This window comes from Hymenobacter glacialis (assembly GCF_001816165.1).
GTDB lineage: Bacteria > Bacteroidota > Bacteroidia > Cytophagales > Hymenobacteraceae > Hymenobacter > Hymenobacter glacialis.
In genome coordinates this window covers 63458-81927 of sequence record NZ_MDZC01000112.1, presented here as the reverse complement: position 1 = coordinate 81927, position 18470 = coordinate 63458, and the positions used below count along the sequence as shown (strand labels likewise).

18 protein-coding genes are annotated in these 18470 nt (G+C 61.1%); 10 read left to right on the top strand and 8 right to left on the bottom strand.

Annotated features, from left to right (window positions below; translation table 11 throughout):
• The first annotated feature begins 2 nt into the window (after positions 1–2).
• Positions 3–1358: an ArnT family glycosyltransferase gene (locus BEN48_RS15950; protein WP_125932696.1), complete on the top strand. Its 1356-nt coding sequence runs from the start codon at positions 3–5 to the stop codon at positions 1356–1358.
• Between the two features lie 209 nt (positions 1359–1567).
• The gene (locus tag BEN48_RS15945) at positions 1568–2803 is read left to right on the top strand and encodes a M16 family metallopeptidase (RefSeq protein WP_070735968.1); all 1236 of its coding nucleotides are present in this window, start codon (positions 1568–1570) and stop codon (positions 2801–2803) included.
• Positions 2804–2818: 15 nt separating this feature from the next.
• Here BEN48_RS15945 and BEN48_RS15940 read toward each other — a convergent pair whose 3' ends face one another.
• The 3 genes from BEN48_RS15940 to BEN48_RS15930 all read right to left on the bottom strand — a co-directional run bounded on the left by BEN48_RS15940 (position 2819) and on the right by BEN48_RS15930 (position 4691).
• Complete coding sequence (locus BEN48_RS15940; protein ID WP_070735967.1) at positions 2819–3169, bottom strand: hypothetical protein; 351 nt, start codon at positions 3167–3169, stop codon at positions 2819–2821.
• A gap of 319 nt (positions 3170–3488) precedes the next feature.
• A complete protein-coding gene (locus tag BEN48_RS15935; protein WP_070735966.1) occupies positions 3489–3920 on the bottom strand; it encodes a hypothetical protein in 432 nt (143 codons plus the stop codon).
• A gap of 168 nt (positions 3921–4088) precedes the next feature.
• Positions 4089–4691, bottom strand: coding sequence for a hypothetical protein (locus BEN48_RS15930; protein ID WP_070735965.1), 603 nt, complete (start codon positions 4689–4691; stop codon positions 4089–4091).
• 122 nt (positions 4692–4813) lie between these two features.
• Here BEN48_RS15930 and pheS point away from each other — a divergent pair, with 122 nt between their 5' ends.
• From pheS to BEN48_RS15905, 5 genes are all read left to right on the top strand, one after another.
• Positions 4814–5863, top strand: coding sequence for a phenylalanine--tRNA ligase subunit alpha (gene pheS / locus BEN48_RS15925; RefSeq protein ID WP_070735964.1), 1050 nt, complete (start codon positions 4814–4816; stop codon positions 5861–5863).
• 83 nt (positions 5864–5946) lie between these two features.
• Positions 5947–7260, top strand: a complete 1314-nt coding sequence (gene rimO / locus BEN48_RS15920) for a 30S ribosomal protein S12 methylthiotransferase RimO (RefSeq protein WP_070735963.1) — start codon at positions 5947–5949, stop codon at positions 7258–7260.
• Between the two features lie 202 nt (positions 7261–7462).
• Positions 7463–9055 (top strand): bacillithiol biosynthesis cysteine-adding enzyme BshC, encoded by a 1593-nt coding sequence (gene bshC / locus BEN48_RS15915; RefSeq protein WP_070735962.1) that lies wholly within the window; start codon positions 7463–7465, stop codon positions 9053–9055.
• Between the two features lie 192 nt (positions 9056–9247).
• Positions 9248–9841, top strand: a complete 594-nt coding sequence (locus tag BEN48_RS15910; protein ID WP_070735961.1) for a 5-formyltetrahydrofolate cyclo-ligase — start codon at positions 9248–9250, stop codon at positions 9839–9841.
• A 336-nt stretch (positions 9842–10177) separates the two neighbouring features.
• Positions 10178–11014 carry an energy transducer TonB gene (locus tag BEN48_RS15905; RefSeq protein WP_083321131.1) on the top strand — a complete coding sequence of 279 codons (837 nt, stop codon included), beginning with the start codon at positions 10178–10180 and terminating at the stop codon, positions 11012–11014.
• A 167-nt stretch (positions 11015–11181) separates the two neighbouring features.
• On the opposite strand, the gene BEN48_RS15900 is transcribed toward BEN48_RS15905, so the two are convergent.
• The 3 genes from BEN48_RS15900 to BEN48_RS15890 form a co-directional block, all read right to left on the bottom strand.
• On the bottom strand, positions 11182–11757 hold the full coding sequence (locus tag BEN48_RS15900; protein ID WP_158010221.1) for a GDYXXLXY domain-containing protein: 576 nt from the start codon (positions 11755–11757) through the stop codon (positions 11182–11184).
• Positions 11750–13036: a DUF2157 domain-containing protein gene (locus BEN48_RS15895; RefSeq protein ID WP_070735959.1), complete on the bottom strand. Its 1287-nt coding sequence runs from the start codon at positions 13034–13036 to the stop codon at positions 11750–11752. Before BEN48_RS15895 ends, BEN48_RS15900 begins: the two co-directional genes overlap by 8 nt.
• 140 nt (positions 13037–13176) lie before the next feature.
• Positions 13177–13608 carry a BLUF domain-containing protein gene (locus tag BEN48_RS15890; RefSeq protein ID WP_070735958.1) on the bottom strand — a complete coding sequence of 144 codons (432 nt, stop codon included), beginning with the start codon at positions 13606–13608 and terminating at the stop codon, positions 13177–13179.
• Between the two features lie 367 nt (positions 13609–13975).
• On the opposite strand from BEN48_RS15890, the gene BEN48_RS15885 reads away from it, so the two are divergent.
• The 3 genes from BEN48_RS15885 to rlmN are packed head-to-tail and all read left to right on the top strand — an operon-like array spanning position 13976 to position 16123.
• Positions 13976–14401, top strand: a complete 426-nt coding sequence (locus BEN48_RS15885) for a thioesterase family protein (protein ID WP_070735957.1) — start codon at positions 13976–13978, stop codon at positions 14399–14401.
• A 43-nt stretch (positions 14402–14444) separates the two neighbouring features.
• Entirely contained in the window at positions 14445–15002 is a 558-nt protein-coding gene (locus BEN48_RS15880) for a hypothetical protein (protein ID WP_125932695.1), read from the top strand.
• Positions 15003–15037: 35 nt separating this feature from the next.
• Positions 15038–16123 (top strand): 23S rRNA (adenine(2503)-C(2))-methyltransferase RlmN, encoded by a 1086-nt coding sequence (gene rlmN, locus BEN48_RS15875; protein WP_070735955.1) that lies wholly within the window; start codon positions 15038–15040, stop codon positions 16121–16123.
• Between the two features lie 70 nt (positions 16124–16193).
• Here rlmN and BEN48_RS15870 read toward each other — a convergent pair whose 3' ends face one another.
• Both BEN48_RS15870 and BEN48_RS15865 read right to left on the bottom strand, forming a co-directional pair.
• Positions 16194–17249, bottom strand: a complete 1056-nt coding sequence (locus BEN48_RS15870; RefSeq protein WP_125932694.1) for a hypothetical protein — start codon at positions 17247–17249, stop codon at positions 16194–16196.
• Positions 17250–17449: 200 nt separating this feature from the next.
• Positions 17450–18418: a YihY/virulence factor BrkB family protein gene (locus BEN48_RS15865; protein ID WP_070735953.1), complete on the bottom strand. Its 969-nt coding sequence runs from the start codon at positions 18416–18418 to the stop codon at positions 17450–17452.
• Positions 18419–18470 lie beyond the last annotated feature (52 nt).

Genomic DNA, 18470 nt, shown 5'->3' with positions numbered 1-18470 from the left:
TCGTGCCCCCTTCCCTTTTTCGCACCCTTTCCCGGCGCATCGGCCCCATACTTCTGGTGATGGCCGTGGCCTACATGCCCTTGTTCTGGCTGCTGGGCAGCCACCCGGTGCAGCAGTGGGACGAAGCCCGCACGGGCCTCAACGGCCTCAACATTCTGCGCAACCACGAGTGGCTGGTGATGCGCGACGGCCTGCAGCTGCCCGACCTCTGGAACTGCAAGCCGCCACTGTGGCCGTGGCTGCTGGCCGTCAGCTTCAAGCTGCTGGGGCCTACTGAGCTGGGCTTGCGGCTGCCGGCCGCGCTGGCGGCGCTGGCTACCGCGCTGGTGGTGTACCAGGCCGGGCGCCGGTGGCTGGGCAGCTGGGAAGGCGGGCTGCTGGCGGCGCTCATCCTGCTCACCTCGGCCGGCTACGTGCAGGAGCACGTCACCCGCACCGGCGACTTTGATGCCCTGCTCACGCTTTGGACCACCCTTGGGGCGCTCACCTGGCTGCGCTACCTGGCCGAGGGCCGCAGCCGCCACGCCTGGCAGGCGGGGCTGTTTTTCTTTTTGGCGGCCTTTACCAAGGGCGTGGCCGGGCTGCTGTTTGGGCCGGGCTTGCTGCTGGCCACCTTTGCGCTGGGCCAGGGCCAGCGTCTGCGGCGGGTGGCGCCCTGGCTGGCGGTGCTGGGGCTGCTGGCCGGCATGGCGGCCTGGTATGCCGTGCGCGAGCACGCGGCCCCCGGCTACCTGCAAGCCGTGTGGGAATTTGAGTTGGGCGGCCCGGCCCTAAACCAGCTGGAGGGCCACACCACAGAAGTGTATTGGTACCTGACCAGCCTCATGGAAGTCAAGTTTATGTTTTGGCTGGTTCCGGCGCTGCTGGCGGGGCTGCTGGGCTGGCAGCTGCCGGCGGGTAGCCCGGGGCGGCTGCTGGCGCGGTTCGTGGTTTGCGTAGTGGGCTCGCTGATGGTTGTGCTGGCCTTTACCCAAACCCGGCTGCGTGGTACGATGCGCCCATCTATCCGCTGCTGGCACTGCTCACGGCCAGCGGCCTGCTGCAAATGGCCCGGGCCGTGGCGGCCCAGCAGCATTGGCGGCCGGGCCTGGCGGCGCGGCTGGCAGCCGTGGCGCTGGTGGTGGCCCTGCCCTACTGGGCCCAGTGCCGGACTCTGGCCCGCTTTTTCGACCGCCGCTACAATGTGCCGTCTTTATTGGTGGGCAACCACTTGCGCCACCAGGCCGCCGCCCTGCCCGCGGTGCGCAGCTACTACCTGGCCGAGGACAGCATTTTTAACGACAGCCCCGTGTTTTACAAGGCCGCCATGGAGCGGCAGGCTGGCCATCGCATTGTGCGGGTGCCGCCCCAGAAAATAGCTGAAACCCCAACGGGCCAGTTGGTGGTTGTGTGTGGGGCAGTCCTGCGGCGGGCCTGGGAAAGGCAGTATCGCACCCAGCTGGTCCTCCAAACCGATTCGTGCGTAACCCTGCGCCTAAACGCCCGGCCCTAACTTTCGGGCCGGCGGGCAGCAGTGCTGGCGGCCCCGGCTGCCTCCCTTTGTATTCGTTTTGCAATTTTTGATATTATGATTCACTTCACCGAATTCACCCTCGACAACGGCCTGCGTTGCATCGTTCACGAAGATTTTTCTACTCCCATGGCCGTGCTCAACGTCATGTACGACGTGGGCTCGCGCGATGAGGACGCCGAACACACCGGCTTTGCGCACCTGTTTGAGCACCTTATGTTTTCCGGTTCGGTGAACATTCCCAGCTACGACGAGCCGCTGCAGCGCGTGGGCGGCGAAAACAACGCTTTCACCTCCTCCGACGTCACCAACTACTACCTCTCGCTGCCCGCGGCCAACCTCGAAACCGGCTTTTGGCTGGAGAGCGACCGGATGCTGAACTTGGCTTTTTCCGAAAACGGGCTGGAAGTGCAGCGGAAAGTGGTGGTGGAAGAGTTCAAGCAGAGCTACCTCAACCAACCCTACGGCGACGTGTGGCTTAAGCTCAAGCCCTTGGCCTACAACACCCACCCCTACCAGTGGAACACCATTGGCAAGGAGATTTCGCACATCGAAAACGCGGTGATGGACGACGTGCGCGGCTTTTTCCAGAAGCACTACGCGCCCCAGAACGCCGTGCTGGTGGTGGCCGGTGCCGTGAGCGAGGCCGAAGTACGCCGCCTGGCTGAAAAGTGGTTTGGCCCCATTCCCGGTGGCCCGGCCTACCAGCGCCAGCTGCCCACCGAGCCCGCGCAGCAGGAAGCCCGGCACCTCACGGCCTCGGCCACGGTGCCCCTGAGCGCCATTTATAAAGCCTACCACATGCCTGCCCGCGGCGATGACGGCTACCACGCCGTGGACCTGCTCAGCGATGTGCTGGGCCGGGGCAAGTCGGCGCGCCTGCACCAGCGCCTGGTGAAGGAGCAAGCCCTGTTCAACAATATTTCAGCCTCCCTCACCGGCTCGCTCGACCCGGGCCTGCTCATCATCAGCGGCAAGCTCAACACGGGTGTGGACCTGAAGGCGGCCAATGCGGCGGTAGAAGCCGTGGTGGCTGAGTTCCTGGCCCAGGACGTGGACGCGCAGGAACTGGAAAAAGTAAAAAACCAGGCCGAGAGCAGCCTGGTTTTTGAAGAAATTGACCTATTGAACCGCGCCCTCAACCTGGCATACAGCAAGCTGCAGGGCGATGCCAACCTAGTGAACGACGAAAGCCGCCGCATTCAGGCCGTGACCGTGGCCGACGTGCGCACCGCTGCGCAAAGCGTGCTACGGCCCGAAAACTGCAGCACCCTTTACTACGAGGCAGTGTAAGGCAGGACGCTCCGGTTACTTTTTAGCCGGGGTGTTGCTGTCGCGGCTGAGCGAACTGTTAGCCGCCTTCTTGGGCATGGGCTTGCGCGTGCGGTTGTCATTGTAGCCGCCGTTGGCATTGTAGCCTTCCTGCTTGCGCATGGGCACGCCGGGTGCCAGGTAAGCGGTGCCATCTTTCAGGTCCTGCGACACGCCGTAGCCAAAGGGCTTACCGGTACGGGGGTTGATTTTGACAGGTGGCTTGCGGGGACCGCGAGCCGAGTAGGGCGCTACTTTCTTGCGCGCGGCGCGTGATGGCGTTTGGGCGTTGGCATCGGCCAAGGTCATAGCAAACAATACCGCTGAGGCGAATAACAGGCGTATCATGGACATATAAATAAGGGGGTGAAAAGGAAAGAAGCGGGGTTGAGCCGCATCGGCTTTTACCATACGGGCACTTGCCTCAGAAGTGACAGTACCATGAATAAAAATCGATGAGCCGGGGCCAAGCCTCGTTAAGATAGGCTCGAAGCCGGTTCAACCACCCTCCTTGGTCTTATGGAAAGAGGGAACTGTCATGCTGAGCCTGCAAAGCATGACAGTTGCTATGAAAAAAGGAAGCATCTTATTCACCGGCGAACGAGTTGTTCTATGGGGATAAGATGCTTCCTTCGTCAGCATGACAGAGAGTTAGGCTGAAGGCTTCTTAGTTGCCGAGTGTGGTTTGCTGGCTGGTGGCCGTTTTGCGGGGTGGGCGTACGCTGTAGGGCACGGGCACTTTGCTGGTGCGAATGTGAATGGGCATGCCGGGCGCGCTGTACACGTTGGCATTGTCCAGCTCACCGCGCGAGGGCGTAGCGGCGGCGCCATAGCCCCAGTCGGTATCGGTGGCCGTGGCGGCGGAGGCTACAGCAGGCTGGGCATCTTCCAGGGGAGGCCAGCCATCGTTAAGAGTCGCGGCGGTAGGGGCTTTGGCTACGGCCCGGGTCACTTTCTTTACCTCGCGGCGGGTGGTGCGGGCACTGGCTTTGGCCGACTTGGCTTTGGCCTTGGGAGTGGTAGCTGCAGGAGCGGTTTGGGCACTGGCCTCAACCACCAGAAACAACGACAATGCGAGGGCGAATACGGAACGGAACATAGCTGGAAAAAGAATAAGTGAGTGGTTGCCGGGGTAAATACGAGAACCGTGCCAACTCTCCATCCTGCTCCCAAGACCACGCAAAATAGCCCGGCCAACCCGTTTTAAACGGGTTGGCCGGGCTATTGTGATTACTATTCGGATTGCGAGACTACCCGGGAAGCGTGCTTACCAACCGGATGGAGCAGCGGGAGCCTTTATCGGAGCCTTCTTGGCAGGAGCAACCGCTTTGGTAGCGGGTGCTTTGGTGGCGGGCACAACTGCGGGCATGGCGCCGGCACCGCCGTTGGAGCCGCCTACGCTGGCAGCGGCGGCGGCCGGAGCAGGCAGTTCCACTGCCGGAGCAGCGCTGGCGCGCTTGGCGCGCTGCAGGCGGCGTTCCCGACGCTCACGCGCGGCGGCGGCGTCGTTGGCCATTACGGCGCTGCCGCTTTGCATTTGAATGGGGGTACCGGGAGCGGCCGACATGCCCATGCCCTGCGGAACACCGCTGCCACTGGCGGCACTACCACTGGCGGCACTGCCGCCTACTGCGCCGCCGAAGCCAGCACCAGCCGATGCCTCAGCAGCGTCGGGCTGGGGAACGGCGGGAGCAACAGCCTTTTGCATATCTTTTCCGGTAGCAGCGGCGCGGGCCGGGCTGCTGGCGGGGGTTTTCTTGGCGGATTTCTTGGGAGCACCCCAAGAATCGGAAGTATCCCAGCCACTCTGGGCCGATGCGCTGGCAGCCACCGCCAGAACGAGGAAAAGCGAAAGGAAAGTACGTTTCATAACAAATGGAATTAATGTCGTAGAGAATACTAAAGCACAGGAAGGGCAGGCCGGGGCGATAAGTTCCGGTTACATACGCGAATCGTTCTCTTAGGGCGCACCTATTGCCCTAACTTTGTGGCATGATGCAGGAATCCATTGCCAGCCTTGCGGCCGAAATTACGGCCGCCGACTTGAGTAGCACCGCCCACCTCGATGCGTTTCGCATTAGCTACTTAGGCCGCAAAGGTCGTTTGGCCGATTTGTTTGACCAACTAAAAACGGTTCCGGGCGAAGAAAAACGTGCCGTGGGCCAGCAACTCAACGCCCTGAAGCAACAGGCCCAGGCCCGATTCGACGACGCCCAGCAGGCTGCCGACTCGGCCGCCGACAACGCCCCCGCCAACCCCGATTTCGACTACACGCTGCCCCCCGTGCCCAACGCGCTGGGCACCCGCCACCCCCTGAGCCTAGTGCGCGAGGAAATGATGCGCGTATTTGCCCGCATCGGTTTCGCCATTGCCGAAGGCCCCGAGATTGAGGACGACTGGCACAACTTCACGGCCCTCAACTTCCCCGAGAACCACCCGGCGCGCGACATGCAGGACACGTTTTTTGTGGCTCCGGCCGCTGGTGCCGAGGCCGGCACGCAACCGCACCTGCTGCGCACCCACACCAGCACCGTGCAGGTGCGCGTGATGGAAAGCGAACCGCTGCCCATTCGGAAGGTGATGCCGGGCCGGGTGTTTCGCAACGAGGCCATTTCGGCCCGGGCGCACATGATGTTCCACCAGGTGGAAGGCATTTTCATTGACGAGGGCGTGAGCTTCGCCGACTTGAAGCAGACGGTGTACTACTTCGTGCAGGAGCTGTTCGGCGCGGATATCGACATCCGTTTCCGGCCCAGCTTCTTCCCGTTCACGGAGCCCAGCGCGGAGATTGACATCACCTGCCTCATTTGCAAGGGCACGGGCTGCAACATCTGCAAGGGCGCGGGCTGGGTTGAAATTGGCGGCTGCGGCATGGTGGACCCCGCCGTACTCGAAAACGCCAAGATTGATTCCGACAAGTACTCGGGCTACGCCTGGGGCATGGGCATTGAGCGCATTGCCATGCTCAAGTACCAGATTAAGGATTTGCGCCTGTTTACGGAAAACGACATGCGCTTTTTGCGGCAGTTTGAGGCCCTGTAAATCAGACCTCTCCGAACCATTCCGCCGCTCAATCCATTCTATACAGCTTGCCTAATTCGCAGGCATCGATAAAACCGTGTTTCATGAAGGTTAGAAATCAGACTACTAATAAAGTAAACGTCATCACCCTGGGCTGCTCCAAAAACATCGTGGACAGCGAAGTGCTCATGGGCCAGTTGCAGGCCAACGACTTCGACGTAACCCACGAGGCGGAGAAGTCCGACGCCAACATTGTTATCATCAACACCTGCGGTTTTATCGACAACGCCAAGCAGGAAAGCATCGACACCATTCTGCGCTACGCGGACGAGAAAGAGGCCGGCCGCCTGGATAAGCTCTACGTGACGGGCTGCCTCTCGCAGCGCTATAAGGACGAGCTGGAGGTAGAAATTCCGCAGGTTGACGCCTATTTCGGCACCCTGGAGCTGCCGCAGATGCTGAAAGTGCTGAACGCCGACTACAAGCACGAGCTGATTGGCGAGCGCCTGATTACCACGCCGCGCCACTACGCCTACTTCAAGATTGCGGAGGGCTGCAACCGCCCCTGCTCGTTCTGCGCCATCCCGCTGATGCGCGGCAAGCACGTGGACCGGCCCATTGAGGACCTGGTGAAAGAAGCCAAGCGCCTGGCCAGCATGGGCACCAAGGAGCTGATTCTCATTGCCCAGGACCTGACCTACTACGGCCTGCAGGCCTACGGTGAGCGCAAGCTGGCCGACCTGCTCCGCAACCTGTCTGACGTGGCCGGCATCGACTGGATTCGGCTGCAGTACGCCTACCCCTCGCAGTTTCCGCTGGATGCGCTGGACGTGATGGCCGAGCGCGAGAACATCTGCAAGTACCTCGACATGCCCCTGCAGCACGGCTCCGATGCCATGCTGAAAAGCATGCGCCGCGGCATCACCAAACGCCGCACGATTGAGTTGGTGGACACCATTCGGCAGCGCGTGCCGGGCATTGCCCTGCGCACCACGCTCATCAGCGGCCACCCCGGCGAAACGGAGCAGGACTTCCGCGAGATGTACGACTTTGTGGAGCAGACGCGCTTCGAGCGTTTGGGCATCTTCACTTACTCGCACGAGGAAAACACGCACTCGCACACCCTGGTAGACGACGTGCCCGCCGAGCTGAAGCAGGAGCGCGCCGACGCCATCATGGAGCTGCAGCAGGGCATTTCGATGGAGCTGAACGAAGCCCGCGTGGGCGAGACCTATAAGGTGCTATTCGACCGCAAGGAAAGCGGCCACTTCGTGGGCCGCACCGAGTTCGACTCGCCCGAAGTAGACAACGAGGTGCTGGTGCCGGTGGAGCGCGACACGTTTGTGCGTCTGGGCGACTTTGCCAACGTGAAGATTACGGCCGCCACGGACTTTGACCTTTACGGCAAGCTGGTTTAAACCGCAGATTCATCGGGCTACCTGGATTTTGGATACGATTTGAATCCGATTCTCTGATTCCGTAGCTGAAATCAGCTGGAATGTTTTGCAGAAAAGGCAGCCACGAGGCTGCCTTTTCTGTTAAAGCCCGACCTTCGTTCCCGCAAGGCGTATTAGGTACGGCCTCGTGCCGTGCTCAAAATCCGAATAATCCGATAAACCCGTGGTTCAGACACTCTCCTACGCCGAAACCGGCGCCTTTTCCGCTCTTCTCACCGACTACATTGCCCAGAAGCCGGAGCTGGCGCCTTTTTACCACCGCTTTCCTTCGCTGGAAAACGTGGCCGCTCAACTGCAGGAGAAGCAAGCCGCCTACACCCCAGAGGCCCGCAAACGCCTGGTTGCGGCCCTGCGCGACCAGTACGGGCTGGCCCCCGAGCCTGAGCCGGCCATTGAGGCCAACCTGCTGCTGCTGGGCGAGCCCACCACGTTCACCGTGACCACCGGCCACCAGCTCAACCTGCTCACGGGGCCGCTGTACTTCATTTACAAGATTGCCTCGGCCATCAAGCTGAGCCGCCAGCTGAAGGAAGCGCACCCGCAGAACGACTTTGTGCCGGTGTACTGGATGGCAACGGAAGACCACGATTTTGCCGAAATCAACCACTTCTCGCTCTTCGGCAAAACGTATTCCTGGGACGCGGCCAACACCGGCGGCCCCGTAGGCCGGCTGCCGCTCGATGGCTTTGCCGAGCAGCTGCTGAGCCAGCTGCCGCCCGAAGTGCCCGCTGCCTTCCACAAGGCCTACGCCGAATCTAAAAACCTGGCCGAAGCCACGCGCAAGCTCACCGATGCCCTGTTTGGGGAGTTTGGCCTGGTGACGCTGGACGCCGACCGACCCGCCCTGAAACAGGCGCTGGTGCCGGTACTGGAGCAGGAAATCACGGCGCAGGCATCCAACACCGCCGTGCAGGCCACCAACGCCCGCCTGACGGAAGCGGGCTACAAGCCGCAGGTGTACTCGCGGCCCATCAACCTGTTTTTCATCACTGATGAAGGCAAGCGCGAGCGGCTGGAACCCGACGCCACCGGCGCCGATTGCGTGGAAGTAACGGTGCGCAACACCGCGCGCTGCCACACCCAGGCCGAACTGCTGGCCCTGGCCCGGCAGCATCCTGAGCAGTTCAGCCCCAATGTGGTGCTGCGGCCGGTGTACCAGGAGCTGCTGCTGCCCAACCTGGTGTACATCGGCGGAGCGGCCGAGGTGGCGTACTGGTTCCAGCTGAAGGACGTGTTTGCGGCGTTCGGCGTGCTCATGCCCATCGTGCTGCCCCGCAATTCGGCCGAGTACATCAGCCGCGCCAATGCCGGCAAGCTGAAGAAGCTGGGCCTGACCACGCAGGAGATTTTCCGGCCCCTGCCGGACCTAAAAAAGCAGGTGGGCGCCACTCTGGGCCAGGAAGAAATCAGCTTCAAAGACCAGCAGCAGGCCCTGGCCGCTGCTTTCCAGCAAGTGCAGGACGTGGCCCAGCGCCTTGACCCCACGCTGGTAAAAACAGTAGCCGCCGAAGCGCAGAAGGCCGCCGCCGGCCTCGCTGGCCTCGAAAAGCGCCTAAGCAAAGCCGCCGAAACCAAGCACGAAACTGCCTACACGCAGCTGGCGGCCCTCAAGGAAAAACTTTTCCCAGGCGGCGGCCTGCAGGAGCGCAGCGAAAACGTGCTCAGCATCCTCATCAACAACCCGGAGTTTATTCAGGATGTGGTGAAGGCCTTTGAGCCGCTGGCGCTGGAGTTCACGGTGTTGGAAGAGAAGTAAGCGCATAATGGCGCACTGGCCGCAGTTTTGCGCGTAGCGCGTAACTGCGGGCCGATTGGTGTGGCGAGTCTGTGACTCGCGGAAGAACGGCCTTCGCTCACAAGCGATGGCGGGCATGCAACTCGGGATTAGTTTCTTTGTGACGGCACTGTATTAACGGCATATCCGCAGCCGGCCCGCCCGCACCCGCCGATGAGCTCAGATTTATCCAAAGCCACCCTGCGCCGCGCCGCCCTGGCCCAACGCGCCGCCCTGCCCGCGGCTGAGGTGGCGCAGCGCAGCACGCAGCTTTGCGAGCAGCTCTTCCAGCATTTCCCGGTAGCTGAGTGGCGTTGGCTGCACGTGTTTTTGCCGCTGGCCAGGCGCAACGAGCCCGATACCTGGCGCATTATCCATCGGCTGTGGGCCCAGAAGCTGCCGGTGCAACTCGCCGCGCCCGTGGTGCAGCCCGATGGTATTTCCCTCAAACACTACGAGCTGACGCCTACCACCCCGCTCCGGGAGAACCGCTGGGCCATTCCCGAACCCGTGCCGGAAGCGGCGGAAGTGGCCCCCGCGCTGCTGGACGCCGTGCTGGTGCCCCTGCTGGCCGTGGACGCGGCCGGCCACCGCGTGGGTTACGGCGGCGGCTTCTACGACCGGTTTCTGGCCCAGTGCCGGCCCGGTGCCTTGTTTATCGGGCTCAGCTTGCTTGATGGGCCGCCACTGGCACCCATAGCCGACGTGCTGCCCACCGATGTGCCCCTGCGCGCCTGCCTGACGCCGGGCGGGGTGTGGCGGTTTTAGCACATCCCCTAACAACGCGGAACCTATACATAGTAGTATGTCGTTGAAAATTTATTTTTTTAGGGCAAATCTCTCACAATAAGGGCATAAAGCGCTGCGTTGGTCGGGCATCTTTCACACTGTGCTGATTGAGACCATGGCAAAAGTCCAGCGACATGCAACCGGACCACCCCGGCCGGGCAAGCGACGAACACGGCAGATGTCGACCACGGTCGACATGATTTCGATAGTGAAGCCGGAGCCATCCCCAGCAGGGAAGGCCAAGTGAATTTTGACAGGTAATTCACTTAAAGCCGGCACCCAGGTCAATTTCAAACTGCTTAAAACTGCCGCCTTATGATGACCAATGCCCAGCTGGCCACGGCCAGCCTTGACGACATCGTGTTCGATGGTCGCAACCGCCACTACGGAGCCTACCAGCTCCGCGCCGCCTACCAGCGCCACGTAACGCGTGCGCTGCTCATGGCCACCGCCCTATGCGCGCTGCTGTTGCTGCTGCCGTTGCTAGCGCAGTTACTGAAGGCCGAGACACCAGCCGTGACCGCGACCACGGTTTTTGCTAATCCCATTGCGCCGCCACTGCCGCCCGACGTGGTGCCGCCTCCCGCGCAGCCCGCTGCCAAGCCGCCTGTACAGCCGCCCCAGGCGCCCACTGTGAAAGACCTCGTGCCGGTGGTGGTGGTAGACAAAGAAGTGCCCAAAGAGGACGAAGTGCCGGAGCGCAACCTGTTGGCCACCGCAACATCTGGCCAGCAAAACATCACTGGCGACTCCAGCGCCTCGCCTGATGCGACTCCCGCAGAGCTGAGCCCGCTCTCCGGAAACGGCGCCACGGGCGAAACGGTGAAAGGAAAGCCTTACCTCTCGGTGGAGCAGATGCCCGAGCTACCCGGTGGCGGCGGTACCGCGGCCATGGTGGCAGCCATTCAGCGCACGGTGAAGTACCCCCGCCAGGCCCTAACTAATGGCATAGAAGGCAAAGTGTTCGTGAGCTTCACCGTGGACGCCAAAGGCGAAGTGACCGACGTGGCCCTTGTGAAAGGCCTGGGCTTTGGGTTGGATGAGGAAACGATGCGGGCCATCAAGGCGCTGCCCCGGTTCATTCCGGGCCGGCAGAACGGCCGCGAGGTCAGCGTGTCGTTCACGGTGCCCGTGACTTACCGCATTCAGTAGCCGAACCTCCTGCGCCCGGCCCTGTCATGCTGAGCTTGCGAAGCATCCCATCACTGCAGAATAATCCGTTCTCCGGTGGCAGGATGCTTCGCAAGCTCAGCATGACAGGGCCGGGCGCGGTAGAAATGCTTCGGTTGCGCTCAGCATGACGTTATTTTTTCTCTAACTCACTGTTTGGCTCTCAGTTTCCCCCGCCCGACCTCTTCGACTTTGGCGATGCGGGCCTGACCCCAGGGCGCAATGCTCACGCGCACACGCAGCGGATGCAGGCGGCCGGCGCGCTCCAGGCGCAGCCCGCTGCCTTCGGGCACGTAGTAGCGCTCCAGGTTGAAGCGCAGGACGAAGGAAGTGCGGTATACATTAGTGACCCAACCGCGCAGCACGGCCTGGTTGGGACCCGGCTTGGGGGCGCTGGCGTACACGCCGACGGGCGCGCTCACGCTATCGGGGCCGGGGGCCAGCAGCACGAACACGGCTTGGCGGCGGCGGGGCGGGTGGGCCGGGTCGTGCCACAGGCGCAGGGGCGCTTCGCTGATGTTGTAGCGCAGGCGCACAAAGTCGCCGTAGAGCAAGTCGCGCGGGTCGATGGGCGTGGTGGTGAGGATGATATCCTGGCCCAGAGCCGCCGTGGCGTAGCCCGCCGCGGCCACGCCCAGCACATACAGCACCTGCGCCGCCACAAGCAGGCGCAGCAAAGGCCGGCGGCGCACCGGGTCGGCGGCCCAGGTCAGCGGGTTAGTCATGGCGCGGCGGGGTAGTGGGCGAGGGTGCCGGGGCATTGGGAGCGGGAGCGCCGGCCTGCCGGGCCACGGGCGGCGCGGCGGCGGCCAGCACCTGGGCGTTGCGGCGGCGCAGGTACCAGCTCAGGCCGAGCAGCAGCACGCCGCCCAGCAGGAAGAAAAGCGACTTGTCCAGGAAAGCCCAGGTCAGCTTGAAATACGCCACCATGGTAGCGGCCACAAACAGCACCGCGCCGATGGTGAGCTGCTCGGGGTCTTCGTCGCGGTGGGCGCGCGCCAGCACCGAGCCGGCGTGGGCATACAGCACCACCAGCGTGGCCACGGCCAGCGGCAGCCCACCCGGCAGGTAAAACCCCGGCAACAGCAGCAGCCAGTCGGGCAGCGTGCCCAGCCGGCCCCGCGCCCGCTTGCCGGCTACCGACAGCGCCAGCACCGCGCCCAGCGCCCCCAGATACGGCAGCAGCGGCGGCTGCAGCACGTTGGCGTAGGTATCGGTTTCGCCAAAGGTGGCCAGCCCGAACATGAACAGATAGGCCGCCACCAGCGGTGGCCCCTGCAAGGCCCGGCCCCCGGCGCGGTTGGGCTGCCAGTCGCCGGCCGCGTACACGAGCATGGCAGGCACAAAGAACCAGGTGATTTTGGCGTGCAGGACTATTATCAACAGCCCAGCTTGCCACAGTATACCCGCGGCCAGCACGGTGCTGCTCACGGCGTCGGGGCGGCGCCACCAGTAGTAGCCCATGCCGCCGGCCACCAGCAGCGCCGTGGCGTAGCTAAAGCTACCCAGCGCCTGCACGCAGTAGGTTTGCACGGCCGCCCCAATGAGCACGGTGAGCAGCACCAGCAGGCGCGACCCGTACACGTAGCTCAGGGCCACGCCGGCCACCACCCAGGCTACGAGGCCGCTGGCGTCGTAGCCCACCAGCTGGTAGAGCTGGCTGGTGAGGATGATGCTGGCTCCGAATAATATCAGCCCCAGGCCAATGAGGCCGTGGCCCACATCGGGGTTGCCGCGCCGCAGGAAGTAGGCCCCGGCGGCGTAGGCACCCGTGAGGCTGCCCAGCAGCAGCGCCAGGCGCAGCACTTCGGGCAGGGCCTGCCAGTTAGCGGCCACCAGGCTCAGCCCGCTCAGGCCTACCAGCAGGCTGCCCAGCACCGGCAGCAGGCCCAGGGCCCGGGCTTCGGGTGGGTAGCGGGCCAGCAGTCTCAGCCGCTGCTCTTCGCTGATGAGGCCGTCGGTGACCCAGGCGGGGCCGTCGGTTTCGAGAAATTTACGGGACAAGCGCGTGACGGAGTGAAGAAGTGACCGAGGGAAGCCAAGTGGCTGCATTGCAAAAGAACACCATGCTTGCTTTACTCCGCTATTCCCCTGCGCTGCCGCTTCCGCTTTGCGTGCTTCGTGTTGCTCCTTTCCGGGCCAGCTTAGCTGTGAGCTGGCGCGCTGCCAAACACCGCATCCCGCACCATGTTGAGCACCAGCGCATCGGAAGGCCCTAACGAATCCGGGTTTTGCGTGGCCTCGCCCGGCATCAGGAAGCCTTTGAGCTGTTCAAAACCGGCGGCTTCCAACGGGTGAAATGCCATCGACCACTCGGCAAAGCTGCGGTGGTCTATCGTTTTGTGGGCTAGCTTGGTGACGTTGGTGTGGCGGCTGTCGTGGCTTATCTTCTCATAAAGTGGTTCCAGCACCGCGGCCTCGCCTTCCATTATCTGGGCAATGTGGCCGTTGCTGTAGAAAAGAATACCAGTGATATTTCGCTCGGTGTTGAGGTGCCGGTACTTGTCGAGCATGTTCTGCAGGTCGCGGTCAGATATGTCTTGCGCGGCCCGGCTCATGTAGATAATGTGAATCATAGAAAATAGAAAATAGAGTAGCAGGGAATGCCAACGGACCAGCCAGGTACCCACCCGGACTGCGGCACCCTTGACAGAATGCAATACAATACGGCAAAAGAAATAGTGCGGCGGTATCTAAACACCGCAATTTCTCGGCTGGATACCCCTGATAGGTTACAGCGCTTGCCGCTGGCTACTGCTGGCAATGGGCAATGCAGGCAACGGATGGCCTACCCAGTACATTTGTCGGGCAACTTTCTACCAAGGTTTTTCAAGCTTGCTTTTTCGTTCTGCTTGGTGCTGGTCAGGCCATTGCCGGGCAGCATCTCCGGCCACTGGCCGGCAAGGCAAGAGCCTGCCCTGTATTTTCAACTCATTCTCTCAAATGGCCCGCATCAAAGTAGTTCTGCCCGACACCTTCGCTTTCACAACCGAAATTCCGGTGCGCATCACCGACCTCAACTACGGCGGGCACCTTGGCAACGACGCGCTGCTGGGCATTCTGCACGAGGCACGGGTGCATTTCCTGCGCTCCATTGGCATGGAAAGCGACTACGACCCCATCAGCAAGCTCGGCCTCATCATGGTGGACGTGGCCATTGAGTACAAGGGCGAGGCCTTCCACGGCGACGTGCTGCGCATTCAAATGGCCGCCGCTGACCTCAACAAGTACGGTTTCGATGTGGTGTACCACGCCCACAACCAGGCCGGCAAGGAAATAGCCCGCGCTAAAACCGGCATGCTCTGCTTCGACTACAACGTGCGCAAGCTGCGCCTGCTGCCCGAGGAACTGGCGGCGCGGGTGCGGTAGGCCCAACATGAACAGCATCTTATAGCAGAGACTTGCCTTTATCATGCGTCATTTTACTATTTGGCTACTGCTCTTGTTGGTATGTTGCTCCAACCCTTCTACTGAAACCGGCAACTCTGCGCCGGTAAACCAAGCTCTGGCTCAGCCGTCTTTGCAGGTGCTTCTAGAAGCTCAGGCAATGCATCACTTCTCCAGTCCTGAGCAGCCCGATAAGTTTAAGATTCAACTTCAGGGTGACAGCATCCTTACCGCTACTGCTAGGGTTTCCATAGTTACGGAAGCCAATGACACTATTTGGTCAGATGCCTTTCCTGCTACGGCGCTCCTAACCGATGAAGAGCCTCAGCTTACAGCAGCAGCCCAAGAAGCATATATTATGCAACGCATCGACCATTTTTTCGAAGCGCAAAACTTCCTGACCGAGGCTATTGAAGACGATGCCCGTTTCGACCGTGAGCTAAATGGCAACTACCAAATATGGCAAGAAATCAAGCAGCAGCACCGTCCGGGGTTTGCGTACATGACTGGCGATGAACAAGGGCACACGCTGAGTTATTCCGCCAAGCTTGGCAAGGCTGTAGTAGTAGATAGCTGCTGCTAGGAACCTAGCGCTAACCTAGTTTGTATCTTTGTGCTATGTTACTCGAACTGCCCCTCGCCCCTACGCCCACCAAACGCGACATCCGCAAAACTTCGCCCGACGACCTCAAGGCGTTTATGGTGGAGCACGGCGAGAAGCCATTCCGCGCCAAGCAGGTGACGGAGTGGCTGTGGAAGAACACCGCCGCCACGTTTGAGGAGATGAACAACATCGCGCTGGCGACGCGCGAGCTGCTGGCCAACCACTTCGTCATCAACGGCGTGACGGTGCAGAACAAGCAGCTCAGCAACGACGGCACCATCAAATCGGCCTTCAAGCTCTACGATGGCAACATTGTGGAAGGCGTGCTCATTCCGCACGACACGCGCATGACGGCCTGCATCAGCTCGCAGGTGGGCTGCTCGCTCACGTGTAAGTTTTGCGCCACCGGCTATATGGACCGCAAGCGCAACTTGGATGCAGCCGAGATTTACGACCAGGTGGTGCGCATTCGGGAGCAGTGCGAAAGCCAGTACGGCACGCCGCTTACCAACATTGTGTACATGGGCATGGGCGAGCCGCTGCTCAACTACGCCAACGTGGTGGAAAGCGTGCGCCGCATCACCGCCCCCGACGGCCTGAACATGGCCCCGCGCCGCATTACCATCAGCACGGCCGGCATTGCCAAGATGATTAAAAAGCTGGCCGATGACGACGTGAAGGCCAACCTGGCCCTCTCGCTGCACGCGCCCACCGATGCCAAGCGCAACGAAATCATGCCCATTAACGAAGCCAACTCTTTGGCCGCGCTGAAGGAAGCCCTGCAGTACTACCACCAGAAAACCGGCCGCAAAGTCACTTACGAGTACATCGTGTTCGACGGCTTTAACGACGGGCTGGACGATGCCGACCACCTCTTCAAAATAGCGAAGTGGCTGCCCTGCAAGGTGAACCTGATTGAGTACAACCCCATCGAAAACGCCAACTACCAGAACGCGGAGGCCGACAAAATCACGGCCTTCCACAAGTACCTGGCCGACCGCGGCGTGCAAACCAACATCCGCCGCTCGCGCGGCAAAGACATCGACGCCGCCTGCGGGCAGCTGGCCGTGAAAGAGGAAAAAGAAGTGGCATCGGAATAACGGTTAGCCATTTCATAAAAAAGCCACTGGTGAGCTACCAGTGGCTTTTTATGGGGTAGAATTTCGGCTATTACTTCACGCCCTTGCCGAAGCGGAACGTAAAGTCGTAGTACAGCGGTATGATGTACGAAGTGAAGAAGTCGCCACCTTGGCGGTAAGTCCGGGTGGTGGTAACGTACTGGCTGCCGTTGTATTCGGTGTAGCTCTCGGTGCGGTCGTGGGGGAAAGTGGCCAGATAAGCGGCGCCCAGGCCCAGGCTGGTACGGCGCCAGTTGATTTTGATGCCGTAGAGCCCGCCCATTCCGGCCTTGGAATCGGCAATGATGTAGTTTTCGCTGATGAGCGACACCCGGCGCGACACACGCTTCTGGCCACCAAACTGCAAGATGGGCGTGGAACCGACTTCGCCCTCAAAGAAGCCATAGCCCAGGCCCGCCGTCACATTGTTATCGACCGAACCGTAGGTGGCCGCGCCGTAGACGATGCCCGCGCCGTACGACCCGCTATTACCGGAGCCGTACGTGTAACCAGAGCCGCCGCCGAAGTCGGGAATGCGCACGTAGAGAACCCCGGCCCCCACATGCACCTTCTCGCTCACGGGGAAGCTGATTTTAGGTGTGAGCACCAGAAGCTGGTCGCTAATGCTAAGGCCGGGAATGACCGACACGTATCCGCCCAGGGATATTTTGTCGGTGATACCGAAGTTGCCGCCTATAAGGTAGAGGGTGACGGCCTGCAGCGAGTTTTCGCCCTTGCGCAGGCCGCGGCCGGTGGGCGCAAAAAAGAGGCGGTTGCCGTTGCCGATGTCGAAGTAGCCGGGCTTGTTGCCCACGCCGGCCGTGGCCGGCCCTTGCAGGTCGGCGCGGCGGATTTGGTTGCGTTCCAGGCTGATGCGGCCCATCTCTTGGGCGTCGAACTCCAGCTTATCGATGCTCATGCTCACCAGCGTGCCCGTGAAGGTGGTGCCTTTCATGGTTTCGACGCGGTAGCTGCGGCCCAGTAGGTAAGTTTCCTCGGGCAGCGGCGCGGCGGCAGGCGGCGTGGTGGTGGGAGGGGCGGTTTGGCCGTGGGCGGCGGTGCCGGTCAGGGCCAGCGCCAGAATCAATGCGCGTAAAGTCTGTTTCATGGGGAGGATGTTTTCCCCAAAGATGCTGTATTTGCCTGTTATGATTGCAAAAAATCATTTGCAAAAAGGGACTTTATAGCACCGTATCCAGGCACAGCAATTTGATAAAATTTTATTCCATGTCATTCATATACAATAAATTGCACAATAATTAAACAATCAAATTAGCAAGAATAAAGGACATTAGGCTCTAAAATATTTTAGCCACGCCAGCTGCCCGTAGAGCGCGGCCGGCCGGTAGCCTTTTCTTCTTCCGACTCGCCGGGGGCGTACTGCTGCAGCCGCACGCGCACGGCATGGGCTTTGGGCTGCACTTTCTGGCCGAAAGCGTCGGCAAACTCTTGAGTGAACTCTGCTCCGAAGAAAATAATGAGCGACGAATAATTGACCCACAACAGCAGCACAATGGCCGAACCCGCCGCGCCAAACGCCGAGCCAGGCTCGGCCTTGGCGATATAGAAAGCAATGAGAAACTTGCCAATGACGAAGAGCAGCGCCGTGATGAACGCCCCAATGCCCACGTCGGCCCACCGAATGATGGCATCGGGCAGAAAGCGGTAGATAAGGGCAAAAAGCAACGTGGTGATGCCTAGCGACAAAATGAAGTCGACAATCTGAATGGCCACCACCCCAACCATGGGCAGCACCTGCTGCAGCCAATCGGTGAAGGTGCTGAGCACGGCGCTGACCACGAAAGAAATGAGCAGCAGCAGCGCCACGCTCAATATGAGCCCAAACGACAGCACCCGCTGCTTAATGAAGGCCCCAATGCCGATGCCTTCGGTCGTTACCTTCAAGTTCCAGATGTCATTAATGCTCTCCTGCAGCGTAACAAAAAAGGTGGTGGCCGCAAAAATCAGCGTGGACACGCCAATGGCAGTGGCCACCGGGCCGCGCTGCTGCAAGGTAAACTTGGCAATGCTGTCCTGCAGGAACTTAGCCGATTCTGAGCCCACCAGCCCCTTCAGCTGCACATAGACCTGGCCGGTCAGGGCTTCGCCACCAAAAACATTGCTGGCCACCGTGATGACGATGAGCAGCAGCGGCGGCAACGAGAAAATGGTGTAGTAAGATAGCGCGGCCGCGTGCCGAAACGAATTGTTGTTGCCGAACTCTCCGGCCGACGACTTGAGGATAGCTAAGACGTCAGAAAACTTATAATGTGCCATGCAACGTGAAATAATTAGCAGCAATTAAGGTGCGTGTGTGCCTTGTAATACG